We start from the raw sequence: 17729 nt of genomic DNA, 5'->3' as shown, positions 1-17729 counted from the left end.
TGTGCGAGCCGCGGACTCATCGCGGCATCAGCTCGAACAGGTCGAAGCCTGCGCTGCGCCCGCCCAGGCAGCCGGCCAGCATGTCCTCGGTGGCACGCCACATGGCCAGGCGGTTGCGCCAGTGGCGCACCTGATGGCCCTCGTCGGCGAAGCGCCGGTGCGTCACCGGCCGGCCCAGCGCCCGCAGCGCGGCGACCACCTCGTCGGAATCCTGCCGCAGCACGCGCACGTCGTTGTCGCCGTGCACCACCAGCAGCGGCACGTCGATGCGGTCGATCTGGCTGATGGGCGAGTTGGCCAGCATGCGTGCGCGCTGCGTCGGGTCGTTGACGTCGCCGAAGGTGCGCGCGAAGTAGTGGCGGTTGCGCCAGAAGGGCGGCCAGTTCTCGATCACCCGCGGCCAGTTGGCCACACCGACCATGTCGACGCCGCAGCGCCAGTCCTGCCGCTTCTGGATCAGCTGGGCCAGCACCGAGAAGCCACCGAAGCTGGCGCCCAGCACGGCCAGCCGCTTCGGGTCCGCGATGCCCTGGTCGATGGCCCATTGCGTGCCCTCGGCGATGTCCTGCTGCATCCGGCCGTTGTATTCGCCGTTGCCCGCCTCGATGAACGCCTTGCCGTAGCCGGCCGAGCCGCGGTAGTTGACCTGGACCACCGCATAGCCGCGATTGGCCAGCATCTGGGCGAAGGTGTAGCCGGCCAGCTGCCAGGTGTCGCGGACCCACGGGCCGCCGTGGATCGCGACGACGGTCGGCGCCGGCCCCTGCACGCCACTCGGGCGCGTGACGTAGCCATGGATCCTGAGGCCATCGGAGGCGGTGAAGGCAAACGGCGTCATGGGCGAGAACAGGCCGGGCTCGGGCCGGCGCGGCGGCGTCAGCCGCTCGAGGCGGCCGGTCGCGCGGTCGAGCAGCATCTCCACCGCCTCGGTCTGCGTGGTGGCGCGCAGCACCATGCGCTCGTTGTCCTGGGCCGTGCTGGTGGGCCGGGTGATCACGGGCGGCGCATCGATCCAGTCCCGGGCCAGGGCCTCGTCGGCGGCGCGGGCCACTTCGGCGCCGATGCCAGCGTCCAGGTAGTTCATTTGCGGCAGGCCGGGCAGGAGGGAGACGGCATACGGCCCGCCCGCCGCTGGCGGGAACCACGCACCGTCGAGGTCGACCTCGGCATGCTCGGCAAGCACGGTCTCGCGGTCGGTGGCCAGGTCGACCTCGACCAGCGCCACCTTGTCGCGGCCCATGTTGGTCATGGCCCAGAGCCTGCCGGCGGCGGGGTCGATGCGGTGGATCGAGAAGAAGGAGAAGGCCGGCACCGTGCGCAGCCGGCGCCAGCCGCCGTCGGGCTGGCGCAGCTCGACCGCCACGTCCGCGCCGTCCGCGGGGCCGAGCTGGCGCCAGCGCGCGGCAAGCTGGTGGTCGGTGCCGATCAGCCAGCCGATCACGCGGCCGTCCGCCTCGCGACGGGCCACTTCCCGAATGGTGCGCGTGACGGCATCCGCCTCGTACAGGTCCATGCTGCTGCGCTCTCGCCGGTTGCTCGCAAAGAAGAAGCGCGCAGTGCCGGGTGCCCCGCGTGCCACGAAGGTGGAGCGCACGCCCGGCCAGGGCGTCACGGGCCAGGGCGAGGCCTCGGGGTTGTCGGCGTCCACCACGAAGAACTGCGTGTTCTCGTCGCCGCGGAAGTCCTTCTGGTAGGCGATATGGCGGCTGTCGGGCAGCCAGGCATAGGTGGCACCGGAAGCACCCGGGCGCGCGAGTGTGCCGGTCGCGATGCGCCGCGGCGCGCCAGCGCCGTCTTCGGGCAGAGCCGGACGCACGGCCAGGCCGATGTCGGTGCCCACGACTTGGCGCCATAGCAGCCGCCGTCCGTCCGGCGAGACGACGTGGCCGTCCGCAAAGTCGAGGTCGGCCACGAAGCGCCGCATCGGCACCAGCGGCGGCAGCCGGCCCTCGCGGGCGGCGGCCTGGACGGCCGGGTGGCTGGGTGCGGTGGCGCAGCCCGCCACAGTCAGCAGCAGGCCCAGTGCGGCGAGCGCCACAAGGCGGCGCAGGGTACGAGACGTCATCGAACACTCCTCCTGAGATCCCTCTGGCCGCGGCATTGTGGCGGCCGCACCTTTGGCTTCGCCAAAGAAAGCGCCCGCCACAATCCCTGCCGTGCACCTCCTGTTGATCGAAGACGACCTGGACCTCGGCCGCGCCCTGCAGGCGGCGCTCAAGGTCGAGGGCCTGAGCAGCGAATGGCTGCGCCGCGCCGCCGATGCGCCCGCGGTGCTGGACGCGGCCCAGTTCGCCTGCGTGCTGCTGGACCTGAGCCTGCCCGACGGCGACGGCCAGTCGCTGCTCACGCGGTGGCGGCGCAGCGGGCAGCAACTGCCGGTGATCGTGATCACCGCGCGCTCGGCGGTGGAGGACCGCACCGCCGGCCTCGACGCCGGAGCCGACGACTTCGTGGTCAAGCCCTTCGCCACTGCTGAGCTGATCTCGCGCATCCGCGCCGTGCTGCGCCGCTCGGCCCGGCAGGCCAGCGAGCACTGGACGCTGGGTGGCGGCCTGACGCTGGAGCCGCGCGGCCACGCGGCCCGGCTGGACGGCCAAGCGCTGGAGCTGTCGCCGCGGGAGTTCCGCCTGCTGCTGGAGCTGGCGCGCGAGCCCGGTACCGTGCTGCCCAAGGGCCTGCTCGCCCAGCGCATGGAGCCGCTGGGCGAGGCGCTGGATTTCGCCACCGTCGAGGTCCATGTCTCCAACCTGCGCCGCAAGATCGGCGCCGACCGCATCCGCACCGTGCGCGGCGTGGGCTACCTGCTTGTCACGCCATGACGATCTGGCGACGGTCGCTGTCGCGGCGCCTCTTCCTCGTGGTGCTGCTGTCCTTCGTGCTGGTGCTCGCGGTGCTGCAGGCCTACATGTGGCTGAGCTTCCGGCAATCGATCGCGGTGAGCCAGCCGCTGAGCCGCCTGGGTGGCGGCCTGGGCGAGGCGCTGGCCGCCATCGACGACGAGGCCCAGGCGGTGGCGACGGTGCGGGCCATGCAGACCATCTACGGCCGGCTGCGTCTGGGCGGCAATCCGACCGGCACGCTGGTCTTCCGGCTGGAGGACGGGCAAGGGCGGCTGCTGTTCAGCGCGCCTTTGCTGCGCGACCGGGCGCTCGCCGTGCCGCCCGGTCGCGTGCGCACGATGGACATGGATGGCGTGCCCTACTGGATCTACCGTGCCGATGCCGGCCGCTGGCGTGTCTACGCCGCCGAGCCGGAGCGCACGTTGGCGCTCGTCGTGCCGAACAACACGCGGGCCGTGCTGCCTTATCTGCTGATCGCCCTGCCGCTGGTGCTGGTGCCTGCCTGGCTGGCCGTGGCGCTGGGCCTGCGGCCGTTGCGGCAACTCACGGAGCGCTTGAAGCGCCGATCGCCGGCCGACCTGGCGCCGCTGGGTTTCCAGGCGCGGCACGCCGAGTTGCAGCCCTTGGCCCAAGCGCTGGACGGGTTGCTGGCCCAGCTCAAGGCCCGCATCGACCGCGAGCGGGCCTTCGTCCAGGACGCGGCCCACGAGCTGCGCACCCCCATGGCCGTGATCGCGACGCAGGCCCATGCGCTGGTCGGCGCCGCCGATGCCGGCCAGCGGCGCGAGGCGCAACAGCAACTGGAGTCGGCCATTGCCCGCGCCTCGCACCTGACGCAGCAACTGCTGGACCTCGCGCGGCTGGACGATGCGCCTACGGCCGCGCCACCGGTGATCGACGTGGCGCAGTGGTTGCGCCAGGTGATGGCGGACATGGCGCCTGCGGCCATGGCGCGCGACATGGACCTCAGCCTCGTCGCACCCGACCGGCTGACGGTTGCCGTTGAGCCCGGGGCCTTGCTGTCCATCGTGCAGAACCTGCTGGCCAACGCCATCGGCCACACGCCGCCGGGCACGCGCATCGTGGTCACGCTGGCCGGCTCAGCGCATCCGCTGTGGCTGTCGGTGGAGGACGATGGGCCGGGCATTGCGGCCGAGGCGGCTGCGCAGGTGTTCGAGCGCTTCCACCGTGGCGCGGATCCGCTCACCCGCGGTGCCGGGCTGGGGCTGGCCATCGTGCGGCAGGCAGCCGCGCGGATGGGCGGCGAGGTGCGCCTGGGCCCGGGGCTGGAAGGGCGAGGCGCGGGCTTTCATCTGCGCCTGCCCTGATTCACGCCGTCAGCGCCGCCGCCGCCTCGCGGAACTGCGCGGCCTCCTGCCGCAACCAGTCGCAGAAGGCGCGCGCTGCGGGCCGGTCCAGCACATCCTGCGGGTGCACCAGGTGGTAGGCATAGGGGCCGGGCACGGGCTGGCCCGGGAGCACTGCCAGCCGGCCCTGGGCGAGGGCGTCGGCGGCCAGCACGTCCGAGGCCAGCGCGGCGCCTTCGCCGGCCGCGGCGGCCTCCAGCGTGAGGTAGGTGTGCGAGAAGCGCAGCCCCTGGCGCAGACGCCGCCCCGGAACACGCAACTGCTGGGCGACGCACCAGTGCGGCCAGTCCACCTGCTCGGGGATGCGGGGCTCGGGGTCGTCGTGCAGCAGCGTGGCGGCAAGTACATCCCCCGGCGCGGCCAGGGAGGCTGCCAGCGATGGATGGCCGACGGCGATGTAGGTCTCGGGCAGCAGCGGCTCGGCCACCAGCCCGGGATAGGGCCCGCGGCCCAGCCGCAACGCCAGGTCGACCTGGTCGCGGGCGAAGTCCACCGGCGGGATGGACGCCAGCACCCGCAGGTCCACCTGCGGATGCTGCGCCCGGAAGCCGCCCAGCCGCGGCATGAGCCAGCGCGTGACGAAGGAGGGCAGGGCGGTGACGGTCAGCGCGTGGTCGTCCGCCGCGTGGCGCAGGGCGGCGGAGGCGCGCTCCAACTCGTCCAGCACGACGCCGACGCCCTGCAGGTAGCGGCGCCCCGCCTCGTTCAGCTCGACGGCCCGCGGCCGGCGCACGAAGAGCGGGCGTCCGAGCCAGTCCTCCAGCAGGCGCACCTGGTGGCCGACGGCACCGGGCGAGACGCAGAGCTCGTCGCCGGCACGCACGAAGCTGCCGTGGCGCGCCGCCGCCTCGAAGGCGCGTACGGCAGGAAGGGGAGGAAGCATGCGGGTCATAGCCTCAATCCGGTTGCGGCTCAGCCGCCAATGCTTTGGTTTGCCGTGAACCTCCGGGCCGCCCTACAGTGGCAACGCGGGGGCAAAGGCTCATTCTGGCTGAGTCATCCGCCGTCGGCCGTTCCAAGGTGCGGCAGCGCCGCACCCTTCCACACTTCAGGACCGTCATGGGCGCACTGCTCGTTCTTCTTTCCGCCCTGGGCTTCGGTGCCATGGCCCTCTTTGCCAAGGTGCTCTATGCCCAGGGCATGGACACCCACAGCCTGCTGATGCTGCGCTTCGCGCTGGCGGCGGTGTTGCTGGGAGGGCTGGCGTGGGCGCGTGGCGCGCGCTTTCCGGCCGGGCGCGCCCTGGCCAATGCGATGCTCATGGGGCTGGCCTATGCGTTGATGGCCTGGACCTATTTCAGCGCGCTGCACCATGCGTCCTCGGCGACGGTCGCGCTGCTGCTGTACGTCTATCCGATCCTGGTGGCGCTGGCCGCGGCGGCGCTGGGACTGGACCGTTTCGGGGCGGCCGAGGCGCTGTGCCTGGGCCTGGCTTCCGCAGGCCTGTGCCTGGTGCTGGGCGGCGCCATCGCGGGCACGGCCACCGGCCTGCTGCTGGCGCTGGCCTCGGCGTTGTGCTATTCGGCCTACATCCTGCTCGGCAGCCGGGCCCAGCCGCCGGCGGACAGCCTGGCCGCCTCGACAGTGGTGCTGGGCACGGCGGCCGCCTGCTACCTGGGGCTGGCGATGTGGCAGGGCATCCGCTGGCCGCAAGGGGCCACCGGCTGGGGCGCGATGCTGGCGCTGGCCCTCTTCGGCACGGTGGTGGCCATCGTGGCCTTCGTGGCCGGCCTGCGCCGTGTCGGGCCCACGCAGGCGGCCGTGCTCTCCACGCTGGAGCCGGTCGTGACCGTGGGGCTGGGCGTGGCCTTCCTGGGCGAGCGGCTGTCGGCCGGTGCCGCGGCCGGCGGGGCACTCATCCTGCTGGCGGCGCTGGCCCTCACCGGCGCGCGCAGCCGGCGTGCCCGAGTCGGGCGTGGTGCTGTCGGCCCTACGGTGCCAGACGCGTCTTGACCCAGCCCTGGCCTTCCTGCTGGTAGCAGAGCCGGTCGTGCAGCCGGCTCTTGCGGCCCTGCCAGAACTCCCAGCGCTCGGGCACCAGCCGGTAGCCGCCCCAATGCGGCGGGCGGGGCGGGTTGAGCAGGAACTTGGCGCTGTACCTGGCCGCATTCGCCACCAGCACGCCGCGGCCCTCGATGGGCTGGCTCTGCGGGCTGGCCCAGGCGCCGATGCGCGAGTCCAGCGGGCGGCTGGCGAAGTACGCGTCGCTTTCCGCGTCGCTGACCTTTTCCACCCGGCCTTCGATGCGCACCACGCGCTCCAGCTCGACCCAGTGGAACTGCAGCGCGGCAAAGGGGTTGCCCGCCAGCTCCTGCCCCTTGCGGCTGTTGTAGTTGGTGAACCAGACGATGCCCCGCGCGTCGTAGCCCTTGATCAGCACGATGCGGGTGGAGGGCCGCAGGTCGCTGCCCACGGTGGCGACGGTCATGGCATTGGGCTCGGGTACCTGGCCGGCGATGGCCTCGCCGAGCCAGCGCTCGAACTGCAGCAGCGGGTCGGCGGCGCTGTGGGTTTCGTCGAGTTCGGCCCGCTCGTAGCTCTTGCGCAGGTCGGCCAGGGAGGTCTTCAGATCGCTCATGGCGGGCATTGTCCGTGCTGTGGAAGGCCGCGCCTTGACGAGGCCTAACATCGGCCGCCCATGATCGTCCGCCCCCGCCCGCACTGGCTGCGCCTGCTCTTCGTCTGGCGCGGCTCCATCCTTTCGCAGATCCTGCCGCAGCTGACCCTGACCCTGGCGCTGGCCGTGGTCGTGACGCTGCTGCACGGCCAGGTGCTGCGCTGGAAGGTGCCGATGAACTTCGTGCCCTTCTCGCTGATCGGGCTGACGCTGGCGATCTTCCTGGGCTTTCGCAACAGCACGAGTTATGGCCGCTGGTGGGAGGCGCGCATGCTGTGGGGCGCGCTGCTCATCGACTGCCGGGCGGCGGTGCGCCAGGCGCTGACCCTGGCCGAGGGCGGCGGCGAGGCGCGGGTGCTGGCGCTGCGCCTCATCGCGCTGGTGCATGCGCTGCGCCACCAGTTGCGCGGCACCGACCCTGCCGCCGATTTGGTGCGCCTGCTGCCGGCCGCCGAGGCCCAGCGCGTGATGGCGGCACGCTACCGGCCGGCGATGCTGCTGATGATGGCGGGCGAATGGCTGCGCGACCTGCGCGCCCAGGGCCGCGCCGAGGCCGCCATCGTGCCGGCGCTGGAAGGCCCGCTGGACCGCATCGGCGCCGCCATCGGCGGCTGCGAGCGCCTGGCCAACACGCCGATCCCCTTCACCTACAGCGTCATCATCCATCGCACCATCTACCTGTACTGCCTGCTGCTGCCCTTCGGGCTGGTGGACGCCATCGGGCCCATGACGCCCGTGATCGTGGTGCTGGTCGCCTATACCTTCTTCGCGCTGGAGGCGCTGGGCTCGGAGATCGAGGAGCCCTTCGGCGAGGCGCCCAACGACCTGGCGCTCGACGCCATCTGCTGGAGCATCGAGACCTCTGTGCGCGAATCCATCGGCGACGCCGACTGGCCACCACCGCCCCAAGCCCGCGACTACGTCCTCACATGACCCTGAACTCCGACCGCCTGCCCGTCGTTCTGGTGCTGGCCTCCGGCCGTGGCGAGCGCTTCCGTGCCTCGGGCGGCACAGTGCACAAGCTGCAGGCGCTGCTGGCCGGCCGCCGTGTCATCGACCGCACCCTGGAGTCGGTGCGCGCGAGCGGCCTGCCGTGGCATGTGGAGGACGTCGGCCATCCGGGCATGGGCGACTCCATTGCCGCGGCGGTCCGCGCGACGGCCGATGCGCCGGGCTGGCTGGTGCTGCCGGCGGATCTGCCGCTGGTGCTGCCGGCCACGCTGCGTGCGGTGGCCGAGGCGCTGGACGACCGCGGCGCGGCGCAGCCGGTGTTCCAGGGCGAGCGCGGCCATCCGGTCGGTTTCGGCGCGGCCAGCGGGCCGACCCTGATGGCGCTGGCGGGCGAGCAGGGCGCCGCGCCCGTGCTCAAGGCCCTGCGGGCGGGGGGCGCGGTGCGCGAACTGGCGGTGGACGATGCCGGCGTGGTGACCGACATCGACACGCTGGACGACCTGGCGCGCGCCGAGTCGCTCCTGCATTCGCGCGGCGGCTGATCAGGTCTGGGCGGCGGAGGCGCGCCACGCGGCCACGAAGGCGTGGGCCGTCTCGCCCACCGCCGCGGTCGCCTTGCCCGGCTTGTAGAGCGCCGAGCCGATGCCGAAGCCATCCGCCCCCGCGGCATGCCAGGCGGCCATGCTCTCGGGCGTGATGCCGCCCACCGGCAGCAGCGGCGTGCCGCGCGGCAGCACCGCCTTCAACGCCTTCACCGCGGCGGGCGAGGCCATCTCCGCCGGAAAGAGCTTGAGCGCATGGGCGCCCGCTGCCAGTGCACCGAAGGCCTCGGTGGGCGTGAGCACGCCGGGCAGGGCGACCATGCCCAGCGCGACGCTCTCGCGCACCACCGCGGCATCGAAGCAGGGCGACACGATCAACTGGCCGCCCGCCGCGTGCACCTCGCGCACCTGCTGCGGCGTCAGCACCGTGCCTGCGCCCACCAGCGCACCGGGGCACTGTTCGCGCAGCAGACGGATGCTCTGCAGCGGCTCGGGCGAATTGAGCGGCACCTCCAGCAGGCCGAAGCCGGACGCGACCAGGGCCTGGCCGATGGCCGGCGCCTCGGCTGGCGTGAGGCCGCGCAGGATGGCGACGAGCGGCAGTTGCGCGAGCGCGCGCTGGAAGGCGGGGAGCAGGTCGGTCATGGAGATGGAGGTCGGAAGGGAAAGAAAGCCCGCGACGCCAGTCAGCCAGCCCGTTCGCCCTGAGCCTGTCGAAGGGCTTGCGCCCAGGCTTCGACGGGCTCAGTCCGAACGGGCAGAGGTTCACGGGTCCGCATTGGAAGTGGTGCGGTGCGTTCGCGGCGCATGTCAGCCAGCGGCCTGCCGTGCGCGCCACAAGGCATGCGCACCGGCCCAGGTGGCCTGGGCGTCGAGCAGCCGGGCCGGCACGCCCACGCTGTCCAGCGCCAGGGCATAGCGTTCGGTCAGCGTCGGGCTGCCCACCAGCACCACCGGCACGCCGGGTTGCAGTGGCTGGGCCCGCAGTTCGTCGCCGATCAGCAGGCCCGAGAGGTAGCTGGCCGCCGCCGCAGGGCTCAGGCGGTCGAAGAGCGACAGCGCCCGCATGCCGAAGGCCAGGTGCAGCAGGCCTGGCGAGTCAGCCCGGCGCGCGCGGTCCACGCCGTCGAGGAAGGCCTGCCGCACCAGGGGCGCGTCGGCCTGCAGCGTGCGCGCCAGGATCGACTGCTGCGACAGCAGCGCATAGAACTCGCCCGTCATGAAGGTGCGGAAGCCCGTCACCCGGCCATCGGCCACCCGGGCCCACTTGTTGTGCGTGCCCGGCAGCACGAAGAGGCCCTCGCGCAGGCCGGTGAGCCGCATGGCGCCCAGGATCTGCGTCTCCTCGCCGCGCATCACGTCGGGCACGCCGGACTGGTGGTCCACCAGGCCCGGCACCATGTCGATGCGGCCGGGCACCACCGGCACGACCTGTTGCGCGATGTCCCCGGCGCCGCAAGGGCAGGCGCAGTAGGGCGCCTCCACCCAGCCCTGGCGGCTGCCGGCCATGCCGGCGATCAGGCAGCGGCGGCCGGGCACGGCCATCCAGTCGAGGGTGAAGGCCTCGAACACCTCGGCGAAGCTGGCGCCGTTCAGGTGCAGGATGCCGCGCGGGGCGCTGCGATCTTCCAGCACACGGCCGTCCTCGGCGATCAGCGCGCCGCGCAGCGAGGTGGTGCCCCAGTCGAGGGCGACGAAGCTCATGGGTCCTTCCTTTCCGCCACGGACGGCCAAGCGTGGCGGGCAGTGCGCCGCCACGGCCGCGCAGTCTCGCATGCCCCTGCGCCCCTGCGCCCCGGCGGCCGGTCAGGCGGCGCCGTGCGGGGCCGGCAAGAATGGAGGGCTGCCGCACCGGCCCGCGCCGGCATTCCTGCCGCCGCGTCCGGGGCGCGCCTCTTCTTCCATCATGACTGCCGAACTGCTCGATCCTCTTCTCGATGCCTCCTTCAAGGGCTATCCCCGCACCCAGGCGCCGCGCGCCCGCAGCGCCATCGGCGCCGCCGGCTGGAACGTGCTGGCGGGCGACCTGCCGCTGCCCCTGGCCGTGATCCGTCGCGAGGCGCTGGCGCACAACCTGGCCTGGATGCAGCGCTATGTGCGCAGCCAGGGCATCGACCTGGCGCCGCATGGCAAGACCACCATGTCGCCGCAGCTGTTCGCGCGGCAGATCGATGCCGGCGCCTGGGGCATCACCTTCGCCAACGTCGCGCAACTGGCCGTCGGCGTGGCGGCCGGCGTGCGCCGCTGCCTCATCGCCAACCAGGTGATGCAGGACGAGGATCTGGCCGGCATCCAGCAGATGCTGGCCGCGGACGAGGGCCTGCGCGTCGTTTTCCTCGTCGACTCGACCGCGCAGCTGGCGCTGATCGAGGCATGGACTGCGGCGCATGCCGGCGCCCGGCCCTTCGAGGTGATGCTGGAGATCGGCCTGGACGGCGGCCGCACCGGCTGCCGCACGCAGGAAGAGGCCATCGCCCTGGCCCGCGCGCTGGGCGCCAGCCCGGCGGTACGGCTGGTGGGCATCGAGTGCTACGAAGGCCTGTGGGCCACGGGCGACTCGGCCGCCGACACCGCGCTGGCCACGGCCCTGATGGACCGCGTGCAGGCCGTCGCCCGCCTGTGCGCCGACGAGTACCTGTTCGACACGGACGAGGTGCTGTGCTCGGCCGGCGGCTCGGCCGTCTTCGACCTGGTGGCGGGCCGCCTGCGGCCGGCACTCGGGCGGCCGGTGCGCGGTTTGCTGCGCTCGGGCTGCTACGTGACGCACGACCACGGCTTCTACACCCGCATGGTGGGCCAGGTGAATGCGCGCATCGGCTGCGATTGCGCGGAGGACGGGCTGCGCCCCGCCATGGAGGTCTGGGCCGCGGTTCAATCGTGCCCCGAGCCGCGACTCGCGATCCTCACCGCCGGGCGGCGCGATGTCTCCTTCGACATCACGATGCCCATTCCCTTCGCGCGGGCCGTCCGCGGTGCGCAGGCACCCACGGGCGTACCGGCCAGCTGGAAGATCACCGCCCTCAACGACCAGCACGCCTACCTGCGCTGGGACGAAAGCGACGACGCGCTCGCCCCGGTGGTGGGCGAGCGCGTCGGTCTCGGCATCTCGCATCCCTGCACCACCTTCGACAAGTGGCGCTGGATGCCGGTGGTGGACGAGGCCTACAACGTCGTCGACGCCATCACCACCGCGTTCTGAGGCCGCCTCAGCGGGTGATCACGCCGCAGGCGATGCGCGGGCCGGAATTGCCGGCCGGCTGCGTCGTGTAGTCGTCGCGGTCCTTGTGGACGACGATGGCGCGGCCGACCACGTTGTTGGCGGCACCGTCGGTCAGCGAGATGGCGTGGATGTCCACGCTGAAGCGGGCCACGCCGTTGGAATCGGCCACCAGGCTGGGCAGCTCGCCGGCATGGCTGCCGGGCGCGCCGAACTTGCCGTGCGTGCCGCCGGCCGGGTTGAAGTGGCCACCCGAGGCATTGCCGTTGTCGGCGCACGAGCCCTTCTCGTGGATGTGGAAGCCGTGCTCCGAGCCGGGTGCCAGTCCGCGCACCTCGCCGGCCACGCGCACGCCGTGGTCCAGGGCGGTGAGCGTGACCTGGCCCATGGTCGGGTTGGGCGTCACGGCGCCGGTCGGTGCCAGGGTGGCCGTGGCGCGCGAGGCGCCCATGCCCATGCCGGCGCAGGCGGCGAGCAGCAGGCTGGAGCCGGCGAGGGTGCAGGCGGCCAGCACGCGGGCAGAGGGCAGGGCGGAGCGGAGGGTCATGGCGTTGTTCCTTTGGAGGGTGAGGAAGGGGAATCGGACGGGCTCAGGTGTAACGATGCGGCGAGTGCCTGGCTGTCGGCGGAGGTCGCCATTTCTGCCGGTGAATGGGTCGCCAGACGCAACAGACGGGCCAGCGCAGAGTCGCGGATGCCATGGCGCTGCAGGGCTTCGAGCGTCTGTCGCGCATAGTCGAGCGAGCTGCCGTAGCGGCCCACGGCGGTGGCGAAGATCTCCCGGTAGCGCTCTTCGCTGAGCGTGCCGGTGAAGTTGGGCGACTTGCGTGACAGCGTGAAGGCCAAGGCCCGCACGGGCCCTTGCGCGGTGCGGCAGTGCAGCCAGCGCGGGTCGTAGACGCCGGTGGGCATCTCGCGCAGCCAGAGGCGGCCCAGCGTCTCCAGGGCGATGGTCTGCGGAATGCGGAACACCATGCCGTGGCAACTGCCGCCGCTGAGCAGGCCGAAGACCAGGCCGGGCTTGTCGATGCTGCCGCGGTTGACGCGGCTCCACATCTTCAGGGCCCGGTGCCAGCCGCGCACCTGGGCGGGCCGGGCCTCGCTGTGGTCGAAGCCGGGGTTCCAGATCAGCGAGCCATAGCCGAAGAGCCACAGGTCGTCGTGGCCGCCCCACTCGGCGATCGTGCGTTCGAGCAACGGGCCGGGGTCGCGCACGGGCGGAGGATGCGCGCCGACAAGAGGCGGCAGGGGCGTGGCACCTAGAATTTCGGCTTCTGAAACGGGCTTCACGCGGCCCATTATTGCCAAGGCATCCTCCATGGCCACCCTTCAACATCCCGAGAGACGCAGCCTCATGTCCACCCCCGACGACGACTCCCAGCAACGCTTTGCCCTTGGCCTGGTGTTCGTGCTCATCGCCCTGATCGTCGCCACGACGATCGGCGCCGCGGTCTACCACTACGGCATGCCCGGCCGTGATGCCGATGCAGCCGGCACCGCCAGCACCGCACCGGCGGCCCCCGCCACGGGCGTGGCTGTCATCACCGAGACGGTGGTGGCCGTGGTGCCCGAAGGTGCCAGCGTGCGCGTGGAAGGCGGCGTGGTGAAGTTCTACTTCGCCACCGGCAGCGCCGACATCGCCCCGGGCGCCGCCGAGGCGCTGGCCCTGGTGCTGCAGGGCGTGCAGAACGGCCGCAAGGCGGTCATCTCGGGCTACCACGACACCACGGGCGACCCGGCCAAGAACGAAGAGCTGGCCAAGCAGCGCGCCATCACCGTGCGCGACGTGCTGGTGGGGCTGGGCGTGGCCGAGGACAAGGTCACGCTGGAGAAGCCGGCCGTCGCAGCCGCCGGTCAGGGCGACGACGCGGGGGCGCGTCGCGTCGAGGTCAAGCTGGTCGACTGACGCGGCATTCTTCCCATCATGACGAGCCCGGCACCGCCGGGCTTTTTCATGGGCGCGGCACACGGGCACCCCGAATGCCCACGCCCCACGATCAGCGCACCATCAGGTGGATGACCGTGGCACCCAGCCCCGCGGCCAGGCCGGCGACCAGCCATTTCAGGCGCCGCAGCCGCATGCGGTTCATCTCGATGCGGGCGATGAGCTGGGTGTTCTGCTCGGCCAGGGACTTGATGAGTTCGGTCGAGGCCTGCATCTGGGCCTCGATGTCCCGGACGGTGTCTTCCAGGCGCTGGACCTGCTGGCGAAGCTGCTCGGCCTCGGTCAGCGGCCGGGCCGGTGGCGCCTCGGCCTCGGTGGCTGCCGCCTGCTCGGCGCTCTGGCGCCGGCGGGTGACAGAGCCCCACAGCTTCGCCGCGCCCTCCGCGACCTTGGGTGCGTTCTCGACGACCTGGCCCCAGGGGATGTTGGCAAGAACGGTGAAGAGGGTGCCGGCGGCCATGGTGTTGGTGTCGTCGATGTTGAAAGAGAGAGAAGGATGAGGTGCCGGGACGGTCGAATGTTCCCCGGCGGCGCGGACTTGGCTCCAAGGCACGGGCCTTGACGCCCGACGCGCGCGGCGCGCCGTGGTCAGGCGCTTTCCCGCCCCACCACCTCCCACGCCAGCTCGATGCAGCTCTGTTCGACCGGCGCCCCGCGCATCAGCTGCAGGAGCATGCCGGCCGCTGCCTGTCCGATCTCGCGCCGGGGCGTGCGCACGCTCGTCAGGCTGGGCAGCAGCTGATCGCTGCCGGGCAGGTCGTTGAAGCCGGCCACGGCCACGTCGCGCGGCACCGAAATGCCCAGCCGCGGCGCGGCCATCAGGGCGCCCTGGGCCAGGTCGTCGTTGCAGAAGAAGATGGCGTCGGGCTTCGCCTCGGCCACGATGCGGCCGAACATCTGTGCGCCCAGGGCGAAGGAGGAGGGCTCGGGCCGTAGGAATTCGAGCGCCGGGTCGTAGCAGCCGGCGGCCTGCAGGGCGCGGCGGTAGCCCTCGGCGCGCTGCATGACGCGGGCGTCGAGCTGGGCGGCGGCGTACCCGATGCGGCGGGCGCCGCGCGCCAGCAGGTGTTCCGTCAGCGCCTGGCCGGCGTCCTGCTGCGAGAAGCCCACGCAGTGCACGCCCGGGGCGCGGCTGGTCTCCATCACATGCACGCAGGGCACGCGGCTGGCCTGGATCAGGGCGCGGGTCTCCTCGCTGCGCTCGAAGCCGGTGACGATCAGGCCGGCCGGCCGGTGCATCAGCTGCTCGCGCAGCAGTTGCTCTTCCTCTCGCGGGTCGTAGTGGGTCACGCCGATCAGCGTCTGGAAGCCCTGGGCGCGCAGCGTGCGCTGCACGGCCTCCAGCAGATCGACGAACAGGGTGTTGGTGAGCAGCGGGATGAGCACCGCCACATGCGTGCTGCGCTGCGAGGCCAGGGCGCGGGCGGCGGGGTCGGGCACGTAGCCCAGGCGGGCGGCTGCCTCGCGCACGCGCTCGACCAGCACCGGATCCACGCTGCGCTCGCCCCGCAGCGCCCGGGAGACGGTGATCGGACTCACGCCGGCGGCGCGGGCGACGTCTTCGAGGGTGAGGCGGCCGCTGGAGCGGCGGGAGCGGCGGATGGCGTCGGTCAAGGGTTTGTCCTAGGCGGGCGAGAAATCATTGTTCAATAAGATAGCGCTATCCAGTCGGTTCGACCAGCAGGGTTTGTGCGGTGCACTCCCCCGGGCTGATCGACCGGCTCTTCATGGGGGGGGGAGTTTGTTCTCCCTCTTTCGTCGGCTGCGTGGTTTGATGCTGCGCAGCTTTTTTTGGATTCGAATGGATAGCGCTATCTCATCGTTTCAGCCGTCGGCCATCGTGGTGATGGGCGTCTCCGGCTGCGGCAAATCGAGCGTGGGCCAGGGCTGCGCGGACGCGCTGGGCTGGCCGCTTTGCGAGGGCGATGCGTACCACGCGCCCGAGAGCATCGCCAAGATGAGCACCGGCATTCCCCTGGACGATGCCGACCGCGCGGGTTGGCTGGATCGCCTGGCCGCGCTGCTCACGCCGGAGGCCGCCACCGGCGGTGTGGTGCTCACCTGCTCGGCCCTGCGGCGCAAGTACCGCGACCGGCTGCGCGCTGCCAATCCGCGCCTGGGCTTCGCCTTCCTGTCGCTCGATTTCGACCAGGCGCTGGAGCGGGTGAAGTCCCGGCCCGGCCATTTCTTCTCGCCTGCGCTGGTGGCCAACCAGTTCGCAACGCTGGAGTCGCCCACGGGCGAGGCCGGCGTGCTCACGCTCGACGCCACGCGGCCGTTGGCCGAGCTCGTGGCCGAGATCGCCGCCTGGGCCTGGCCCGCCGCGCCGCAGGCCGCCAACCGACACGCTGGAGACATCGCATGACGACCTCTTCCTCTTCTTCCCCCTCGCCTTCGCGCTCCGCCCGCGCGCCCCTGCTCAAGCGCCTGGCCGAGCATTTCATGGTGCTGGCCCTGGCCGGCATGGTCGTGGCGGTGTTCGTCAACGTGGTGCTGCGCTACGTCTTCTCGACCAGCATCGTGTCGTACGAGGAGATCTCGCGCCTGCTCTTCGTGTGGCTGGTGGCGGTGGGCGCCATCGTGGCGGCCTTCGAGGCCAAGCACCTGGGTTTCGACATGCTGACTTCGCGGCTCTCGGGGGTGCCCGCGCGGCTGCTGTTCTGGGTGAGTCGCCTGCTGATCGGGCTGTGCCTGGTGCTGCTGGTGATCGGCTCCTGGGAGCAGGTCAAGGCGGGCATGAACAGCTACAGCACGGTGCTGGGCTATCCGCTGGCGCTGGGGGCGGCGGCCACGCTGGTGCTCGGCCTGGGCCTGCTGGTGGCCCTGGTCGTCGAACTGCGCCGCGGCAAGCCGCTGGAAGGCGCGGACGACGAAGCCATCCTCGAATGACGCCCCGGCCCCACCTTCCGAGCAGAACATGATCGTCACCTTCATCTTCCTGGCCGTGCTCATCGGCGGCATGGCCATCGGCATGCCCATTGCGCAGGCGCTGGTGCTCACCGGCGTGGCGCTGATGTGGCACCTGGACTTCTTCGACTCGCAGCTGCTGGCGCAGAACCTGCAGGCCGGCTTCGACAACTTCCCGCTGCTGGCGGTGCCCTTCTTCATCCTGGCGGGCGAGCTGATGAACGCGGGCGGCCTCTCGCGCCGCATCATCGACCTGGCCCGCGCCTTCGTCGGCCATATCCGCGGTGGCCTGGGCTTCGTGGCCATCGGCGCGGCGGTGCTGCTGGCTTCGATGAGCGGCTCGGCCATCGCCGACACCGCGGCGCTGGCCACCATCCTGCTGCCGATGATGCGCGAGCAGCAGTACCCGTCCAGCTACAGCGCGGGCCTGCTGGCCTCGGGCGGCATCATCGCGCCCATCATCCCGCCGTCGATGCCCTTCGTGATCTACGGGGTGACGACCAACACTTCGATCAGCAAGCTCTTCCTGTCGGGCGTGGTGCCGGGTCTGCTGATGGGCATCTTCCTGATCGCGGCCTGGGCCTTCATCGCGCGCAAGCACCAGCTGGCGGCACTGCCGCGCGTGCCGTGGGGTGCGCGCGTGAAGGCGCTGGGCCACAGCTTCTGGGCCATGATGATGCCGGTCATCATCCTCGGCGGCCTGAAGGGCGGCATCTTCACGCCCACCGAAGCGGCCGTCGTGGCGGCGGTCTATGCGCTGCTGGTGTCGACCTTCATCTACCGCGAGCTGACGCTGGCGCGCCTGTACGACGTGTTCCTCGCCGCGGGCAAGACCACCGCCGTGGTGATGTTCCTGTGCGGCGCGGCCACCGTCACGGCCTACATGATCACGCTGGCCGACCTGCCCAACATGCTGGCCGACAGCTTCGCCGGCGTCATGGGCAACCCGGTGGTCTTCATGGCGCTGATGATGGTCTTCCTGCTGGCGGTGGGCACGGCGATGGACCTGACGCCCACCATCCTGATCTTCGGCCCGGTCTGCGCGCCGCTGGCCGTCAAGGCCGGCATCGACCCGGTGTACTTCGGCTTCATGTTCATCTACGTGGGCTGCATCGGCCTGATCACCCCGCCGGTGGGCACGGTGCAGAACGTGGTGGCCGGCGTGGGCCGGCTGCGGATGGAGACCGTCATCCGCGGCACCACGCCCTTCCTGCTGATGTACGTGCTGCTGCTGGTGCTGATGGTGATCTTTCCGAAGCTCATCACGGCGCCGCTGGCGTGGATGCACTGATCCGCGCCGCCCACCGCTCACCCGCTCTTCGTTCCCTCATCCCAATCCAAAG

At 71.7% G+C, this 17729-nt stretch carries 19 protein-coding genes; 10 read left to right on the top strand and 9 right to left on the bottom strand.

Translation table 11 applies throughout. The features are described 5' to 3' along the window. Window positions 1-16: 16 nt before the first annotated feature. Complete coding sequence (locus ACT54X_RS03450) at window positions 17-2065, bottom strand: S9 family peptidase (RefSeq protein WP_476345021.1); 2049 nt, start codon at window positions 2063-2065, stop codon at window positions 17-19. A gap of 91 nt (window positions 2066-2156) precedes the next feature. Between ACT54X_RS03450 and ACT54X_RS03445 the strand changes: the two genes are divergently transcribed. Further along, window positions 2157-2819 (top strand): response regulator, encoded by a 663-nt coding sequence (locus ACT54X_RS03445; RefSeq protein WP_294369774.1) that lies wholly within the window; start codon window positions 2157-2159, stop codon window positions 2817-2819. After that, window positions 2816-4168, top strand: a complete 1353-nt coding sequence (locus tag ACT54X_RS03440) for a sensor histidine kinase (RefSeq protein WP_476345019.1) — start codon at window positions 2816-2818, stop codon at window positions 4166-4168. The genes ACT54X_RS03445 and ACT54X_RS03440 overlap by 4 nt, the downstream gene beginning before the upstream one ends. A 1-nt stretch (window position 4169) precedes the next feature. Here ACT54X_RS03440 and gcvA read toward each other — a convergent pair whose 3' ends face one another. Continuing rightward, window positions 4170-5090: a transcriptional regulator GcvA gene (gcvA, locus tag ACT54X_RS03435; protein WP_294369771.1), complete on the bottom strand. Its 921-nt coding sequence runs from the start codon at window positions 5088-5090 to the stop codon at window positions 4170-4172. Window positions 5091-5266: 176 nt separating this feature from the next. Between gcvA and ACT54X_RS03430 the strand changes: the two genes are divergently transcribed. Further along, window positions 5267-6160, top strand: coding sequence for a DMT family transporter (locus tag ACT54X_RS03430; RefSeq protein ID WP_476345017.1), 894 nt, complete (start codon window positions 5267-5269; stop codon window positions 6158-6160). On the opposite strand, the gene pdxH is transcribed toward ACT54X_RS03430, so the two are convergent. Then, window positions 6138-6785: a pyridoxamine 5'-phosphate oxidase gene (pdxH, locus tag ACT54X_RS03425; RefSeq protein WP_476345015.1), complete on the bottom strand. Its 648-nt coding sequence runs from the start codon at window positions 6783-6785 to the stop codon at window positions 6138-6140. The two genes, ACT54X_RS03430 and pdxH, sit on opposite strands and share 23 nt — an antisense overlap. Before the next feature lie 60 nt (window positions 6786-6845). Between pdxH and ACT54X_RS03420 the strand changes: the two genes are divergently transcribed. After that, window positions 6846-7757 carry a bestrophin family protein gene (locus ACT54X_RS03420; RefSeq protein WP_476345013.1) on the top strand — a complete coding sequence of 304 codons (912 nt, stop codon included), beginning with the start codon at window positions 6846-6848 and terminating at the stop codon, window positions 7755-7757. Then, a complete protein-coding gene (locus tag ACT54X_RS03415; protein ID WP_476345011.1) occupies window positions 7754-8317 on the top strand; it encodes a nucleotidyltransferase family protein in 564 nt (187 codons plus the stop codon). The genes ACT54X_RS03420 and ACT54X_RS03415 overlap by 4 nt, the downstream gene beginning before the upstream one ends. Here the strand turns inward: ACT54X_RS03415 and ACT54X_RS03410 are convergent, their stop codons facing one another. After that, the gene (locus tag ACT54X_RS03410) at window positions 8318-8962 is read right to left on the bottom strand and encodes a 2-dehydro-3-deoxy-6-phosphogalactonate aldolase (protein WP_476345009.1); all 645 of its coding nucleotides are present in this window, start codon (window positions 8960-8962) and stop codon (window positions 8318-8320) included. A gap of 165 nt (window positions 8963-9127) precedes the next feature. Next, window positions 9128-10021: a 2-dehydro-3-deoxygalactonokinase gene (locus ACT54X_RS03405; RefSeq protein WP_354318792.1), complete on the bottom strand. Its 894-nt coding sequence runs from the start codon at window positions 10019-10021 to the stop codon at window positions 9128-9130. A 202-nt stretch (window positions 10022-10223) separates the two neighbouring features. On the opposite strand from ACT54X_RS03405, the gene ACT54X_RS03400 reads away from it, so the two are divergent. Next, window positions 10224-11516 carry an amino acid deaminase gene (locus ACT54X_RS03400; protein WP_476345007.1) on the top strand — a complete coding sequence of 431 codons (1293 nt, stop codon included), beginning with the start codon at window positions 10224-10226 and terminating at the stop codon, window positions 11514-11516. A 7-nt stretch (window positions 11517-11523) separates the two neighbouring features. On the opposite strand, the gene ACT54X_RS03395 is transcribed toward ACT54X_RS03400, so the two are convergent. Both ACT54X_RS03395 and ACT54X_RS03390 read right to left on the bottom strand, forming a co-directional pair. Next, on the bottom strand, window positions 11524-12081 hold the full coding sequence (locus tag ACT54X_RS03395; protein ID WP_294369756.1) for a superoxide dismutase family protein: 558 nt from the start codon (window positions 12079-12081) through the stop codon (window positions 11524-11526). Beyond that, the gene (locus tag ACT54X_RS03390; protein ID WP_476345005.1) at window positions 12078-12749 is read right to left on the bottom strand and encodes a gamma-glutamylcyclotransferase; all 672 of its coding nucleotides are present in this window, start codon (window positions 12747-12749) and stop codon (window positions 12078-12080) included. Before ACT54X_RS03390 ends, ACT54X_RS03395 begins: the two co-directional genes overlap by 4 nt. A 139-nt stretch (window positions 12750-12888) precedes the next feature. On the opposite strand from ACT54X_RS03390, the gene ACT54X_RS03385 reads away from it, so the two are divergent. Continuing rightward, window positions 12889-13440 carry an OmpA family protein gene (locus ACT54X_RS03385; protein WP_476345003.1) on the top strand — a complete coding sequence of 184 codons (552 nt, stop codon included), beginning with the start codon at window positions 12889-12891 and terminating at the stop codon, window positions 13438-13440. 91 nt (window positions 13441-13531) lie between these two features. On the opposite strand, the gene ACT54X_RS03380 is transcribed toward ACT54X_RS03385, so the two are convergent. Next, entirely contained in the window at window positions 13532-13939 is a 408-nt protein-coding gene (locus tag ACT54X_RS03380) for a hypothetical protein (protein WP_476345001.1), read from the bottom strand. Between the two features lie 128 nt (window positions 13940-14067). Further along, window positions 14068-15093 carry an HTH-type transcriptional regulator GntR gene (gene gntR, locus ACT54X_RS03375; RefSeq protein ID WP_476344999.1) on the bottom strand — a complete coding sequence of 342 codons (1026 nt, stop codon included), beginning with the start codon at window positions 15091-15093 and terminating at the stop codon, window positions 14068-14070. 187 nt (window positions 15094-15280) lie between these two features. Here gntR and ACT54X_RS03370 point away from each other — a divergent pair, with 187 nt between their 5' ends. Genes ACT54X_RS03370 through ACT54X_RS03360 form a run of 3 tightly spaced genes read left to right on the top strand, consistent with a single transcriptional unit; the run spans window position 15281 to window position 17677 of the window. Continuing rightward, window positions 15281-15844, top strand: a complete 564-nt coding sequence (locus tag ACT54X_RS03370) for a gluconokinase (protein WP_476344997.1) — start codon at window positions 15281-15283, stop codon at window positions 15842-15844. Next, window positions 15841-16368 carry a TRAP transporter small permease gene (locus ACT54X_RS03365; RefSeq protein WP_476344995.1) on the top strand — a complete coding sequence of 176 codons (528 nt, stop codon included), beginning with the start codon at window positions 15841-15843 and terminating at the stop codon, window positions 16366-16368. Before ACT54X_RS03370 ends, ACT54X_RS03365 begins: the two co-directional genes overlap by 4 nt. Window positions 16369-16396: 28 nt before the next feature. After that, on the top strand, window positions 16397-17677 hold the full coding sequence (locus ACT54X_RS03360) for a TRAP transporter large permease (protein WP_354318785.1): 1281 nt from the start codon (window positions 16397-16399) through the stop codon (window positions 17675-17677). Window positions 17678-17729 lie beyond the last annotated feature (52 nt).

It is taken from the genome of Pseudacidovorax sp. DMC4 (genome assembly GCF_056314265.1).
The sequence above is the reverse complement of the archived record's forward strand: the minus strand, read 5'-3'. Positions and strand labels throughout refer to the sequence as shown.

Excerpts from the sequence above, each read along its gene's own strand:
- ACT54X_RS03385 (WP_476345003.1), top strand. The coding sequence starts at position 12,889 with ATGTCCACCCCCGACGACGACTCCCAGCAACGCTTTGCCCTTGGCCTG.
- ACT54X_RS03395 (WP_294369756.1), bottom strand. The coding sequence starts at position 12,081 with ATGACCCTCCGCTCCGCCCTGCCCTCTGCCCGCGTGCTGGCCGCCTGC.
- ACT54X_RS03405 (WP_354318792.1), bottom strand. The coding sequence starts at position 10,021 with ATGAGCTTCGTCGCCCTCGACTGGGGCACCACCTCGCTGCGCGGCGCG.
- ACT54X_RS03415 (WP_476345011.1), top strand. The coding sequence starts at position 7,754 with ATGACCCTGAACTCCGACCGCCTGCCCGTCGTTCTGGTGCTGGCCTCC.
- ACT54X_RS03440 (WP_476345019.1), top strand. The coding sequence starts at position 2,816 with ATGACGATCTGGCGACGGTCGCTGTCGCGGCGCCTCTTCCTCGTGGTG.
- ACT54X_RS03400 (WP_476345007.1), top strand. The coding sequence starts at position 10,224 with ATGACTGCCGAACTGCTCGATCCTCTTCTCGATGCCTCCTTCAAGGGC.
- ACT54X_RS03365 (WP_476344995.1), top strand. The coding sequence starts at position 15,841 with ATGACGACCTCTTCCTCTTCTTCCCCCTCGCCTTCGCGCTCCGCCCGC.
- ACT54X_RS03370 (WP_476344997.1), top strand. The coding sequence starts at position 15,281 with ATGGATAGCGCTATCTCATCGTTTCAGCCGTCGGCCATCGTGGTGATG.
- ACT54X_RS03410 (WP_476345009.1), bottom strand. The coding sequence starts at position 8,962 with ATGACCGACCTGCTCCCCGCCTTCCAGCGCGCGCTCGCGCAACTGCCG.
- ACT54X_RS03380 (WP_476345001.1), bottom strand. The coding sequence starts at position 13,939 with ATGGCCGCCGGCACCCTCTTCACCGTTCTTGCCAACATCCCCTGGGGC.
- ACT54X_RS03420 (WP_476345013.1), top strand. The coding sequence starts at position 6,846 with ATGATCGTCCGCCCCCGCCCGCACTGGCTGCGCCTGCTCTTCGTCTGG.
- gcvA (WP_294369771.1), bottom strand. The coding sequence starts at position 5,090 with ATGCTTCCTCCCCTTCCTGCCGTACGCGCCTTCGAGGCGGCGGCGCGC.
- ACT54X_RS03360 (WP_354318785.1), top strand. The coding sequence starts at position 16,397 with ATGATCGTCACCTTCATCTTCCTGGCCGTGCTCATCGGCGGCATGGCC.
- ACT54X_RS03430 (WP_476345017.1), top strand. The coding sequence starts at position 5,267 with ATGGGCGCACTGCTCGTTCTTCTTTCCGCCCTGGGCTTCGGTGCCATG.
- pdxH (WP_476345015.1), bottom strand. The coding sequence starts at position 6,785 with ATGAGCGATCTGAAGACCTCCCTGGCCGACCTGCGCAAGAGCTACGAG.
- ACT54X_RS03450 (WP_476345021.1), bottom strand. The coding sequence starts at position 2,065 with ATGACGTCTCGTACCCTGCGCCGCCTTGTGGCGCTCGCCGCACTGGGC.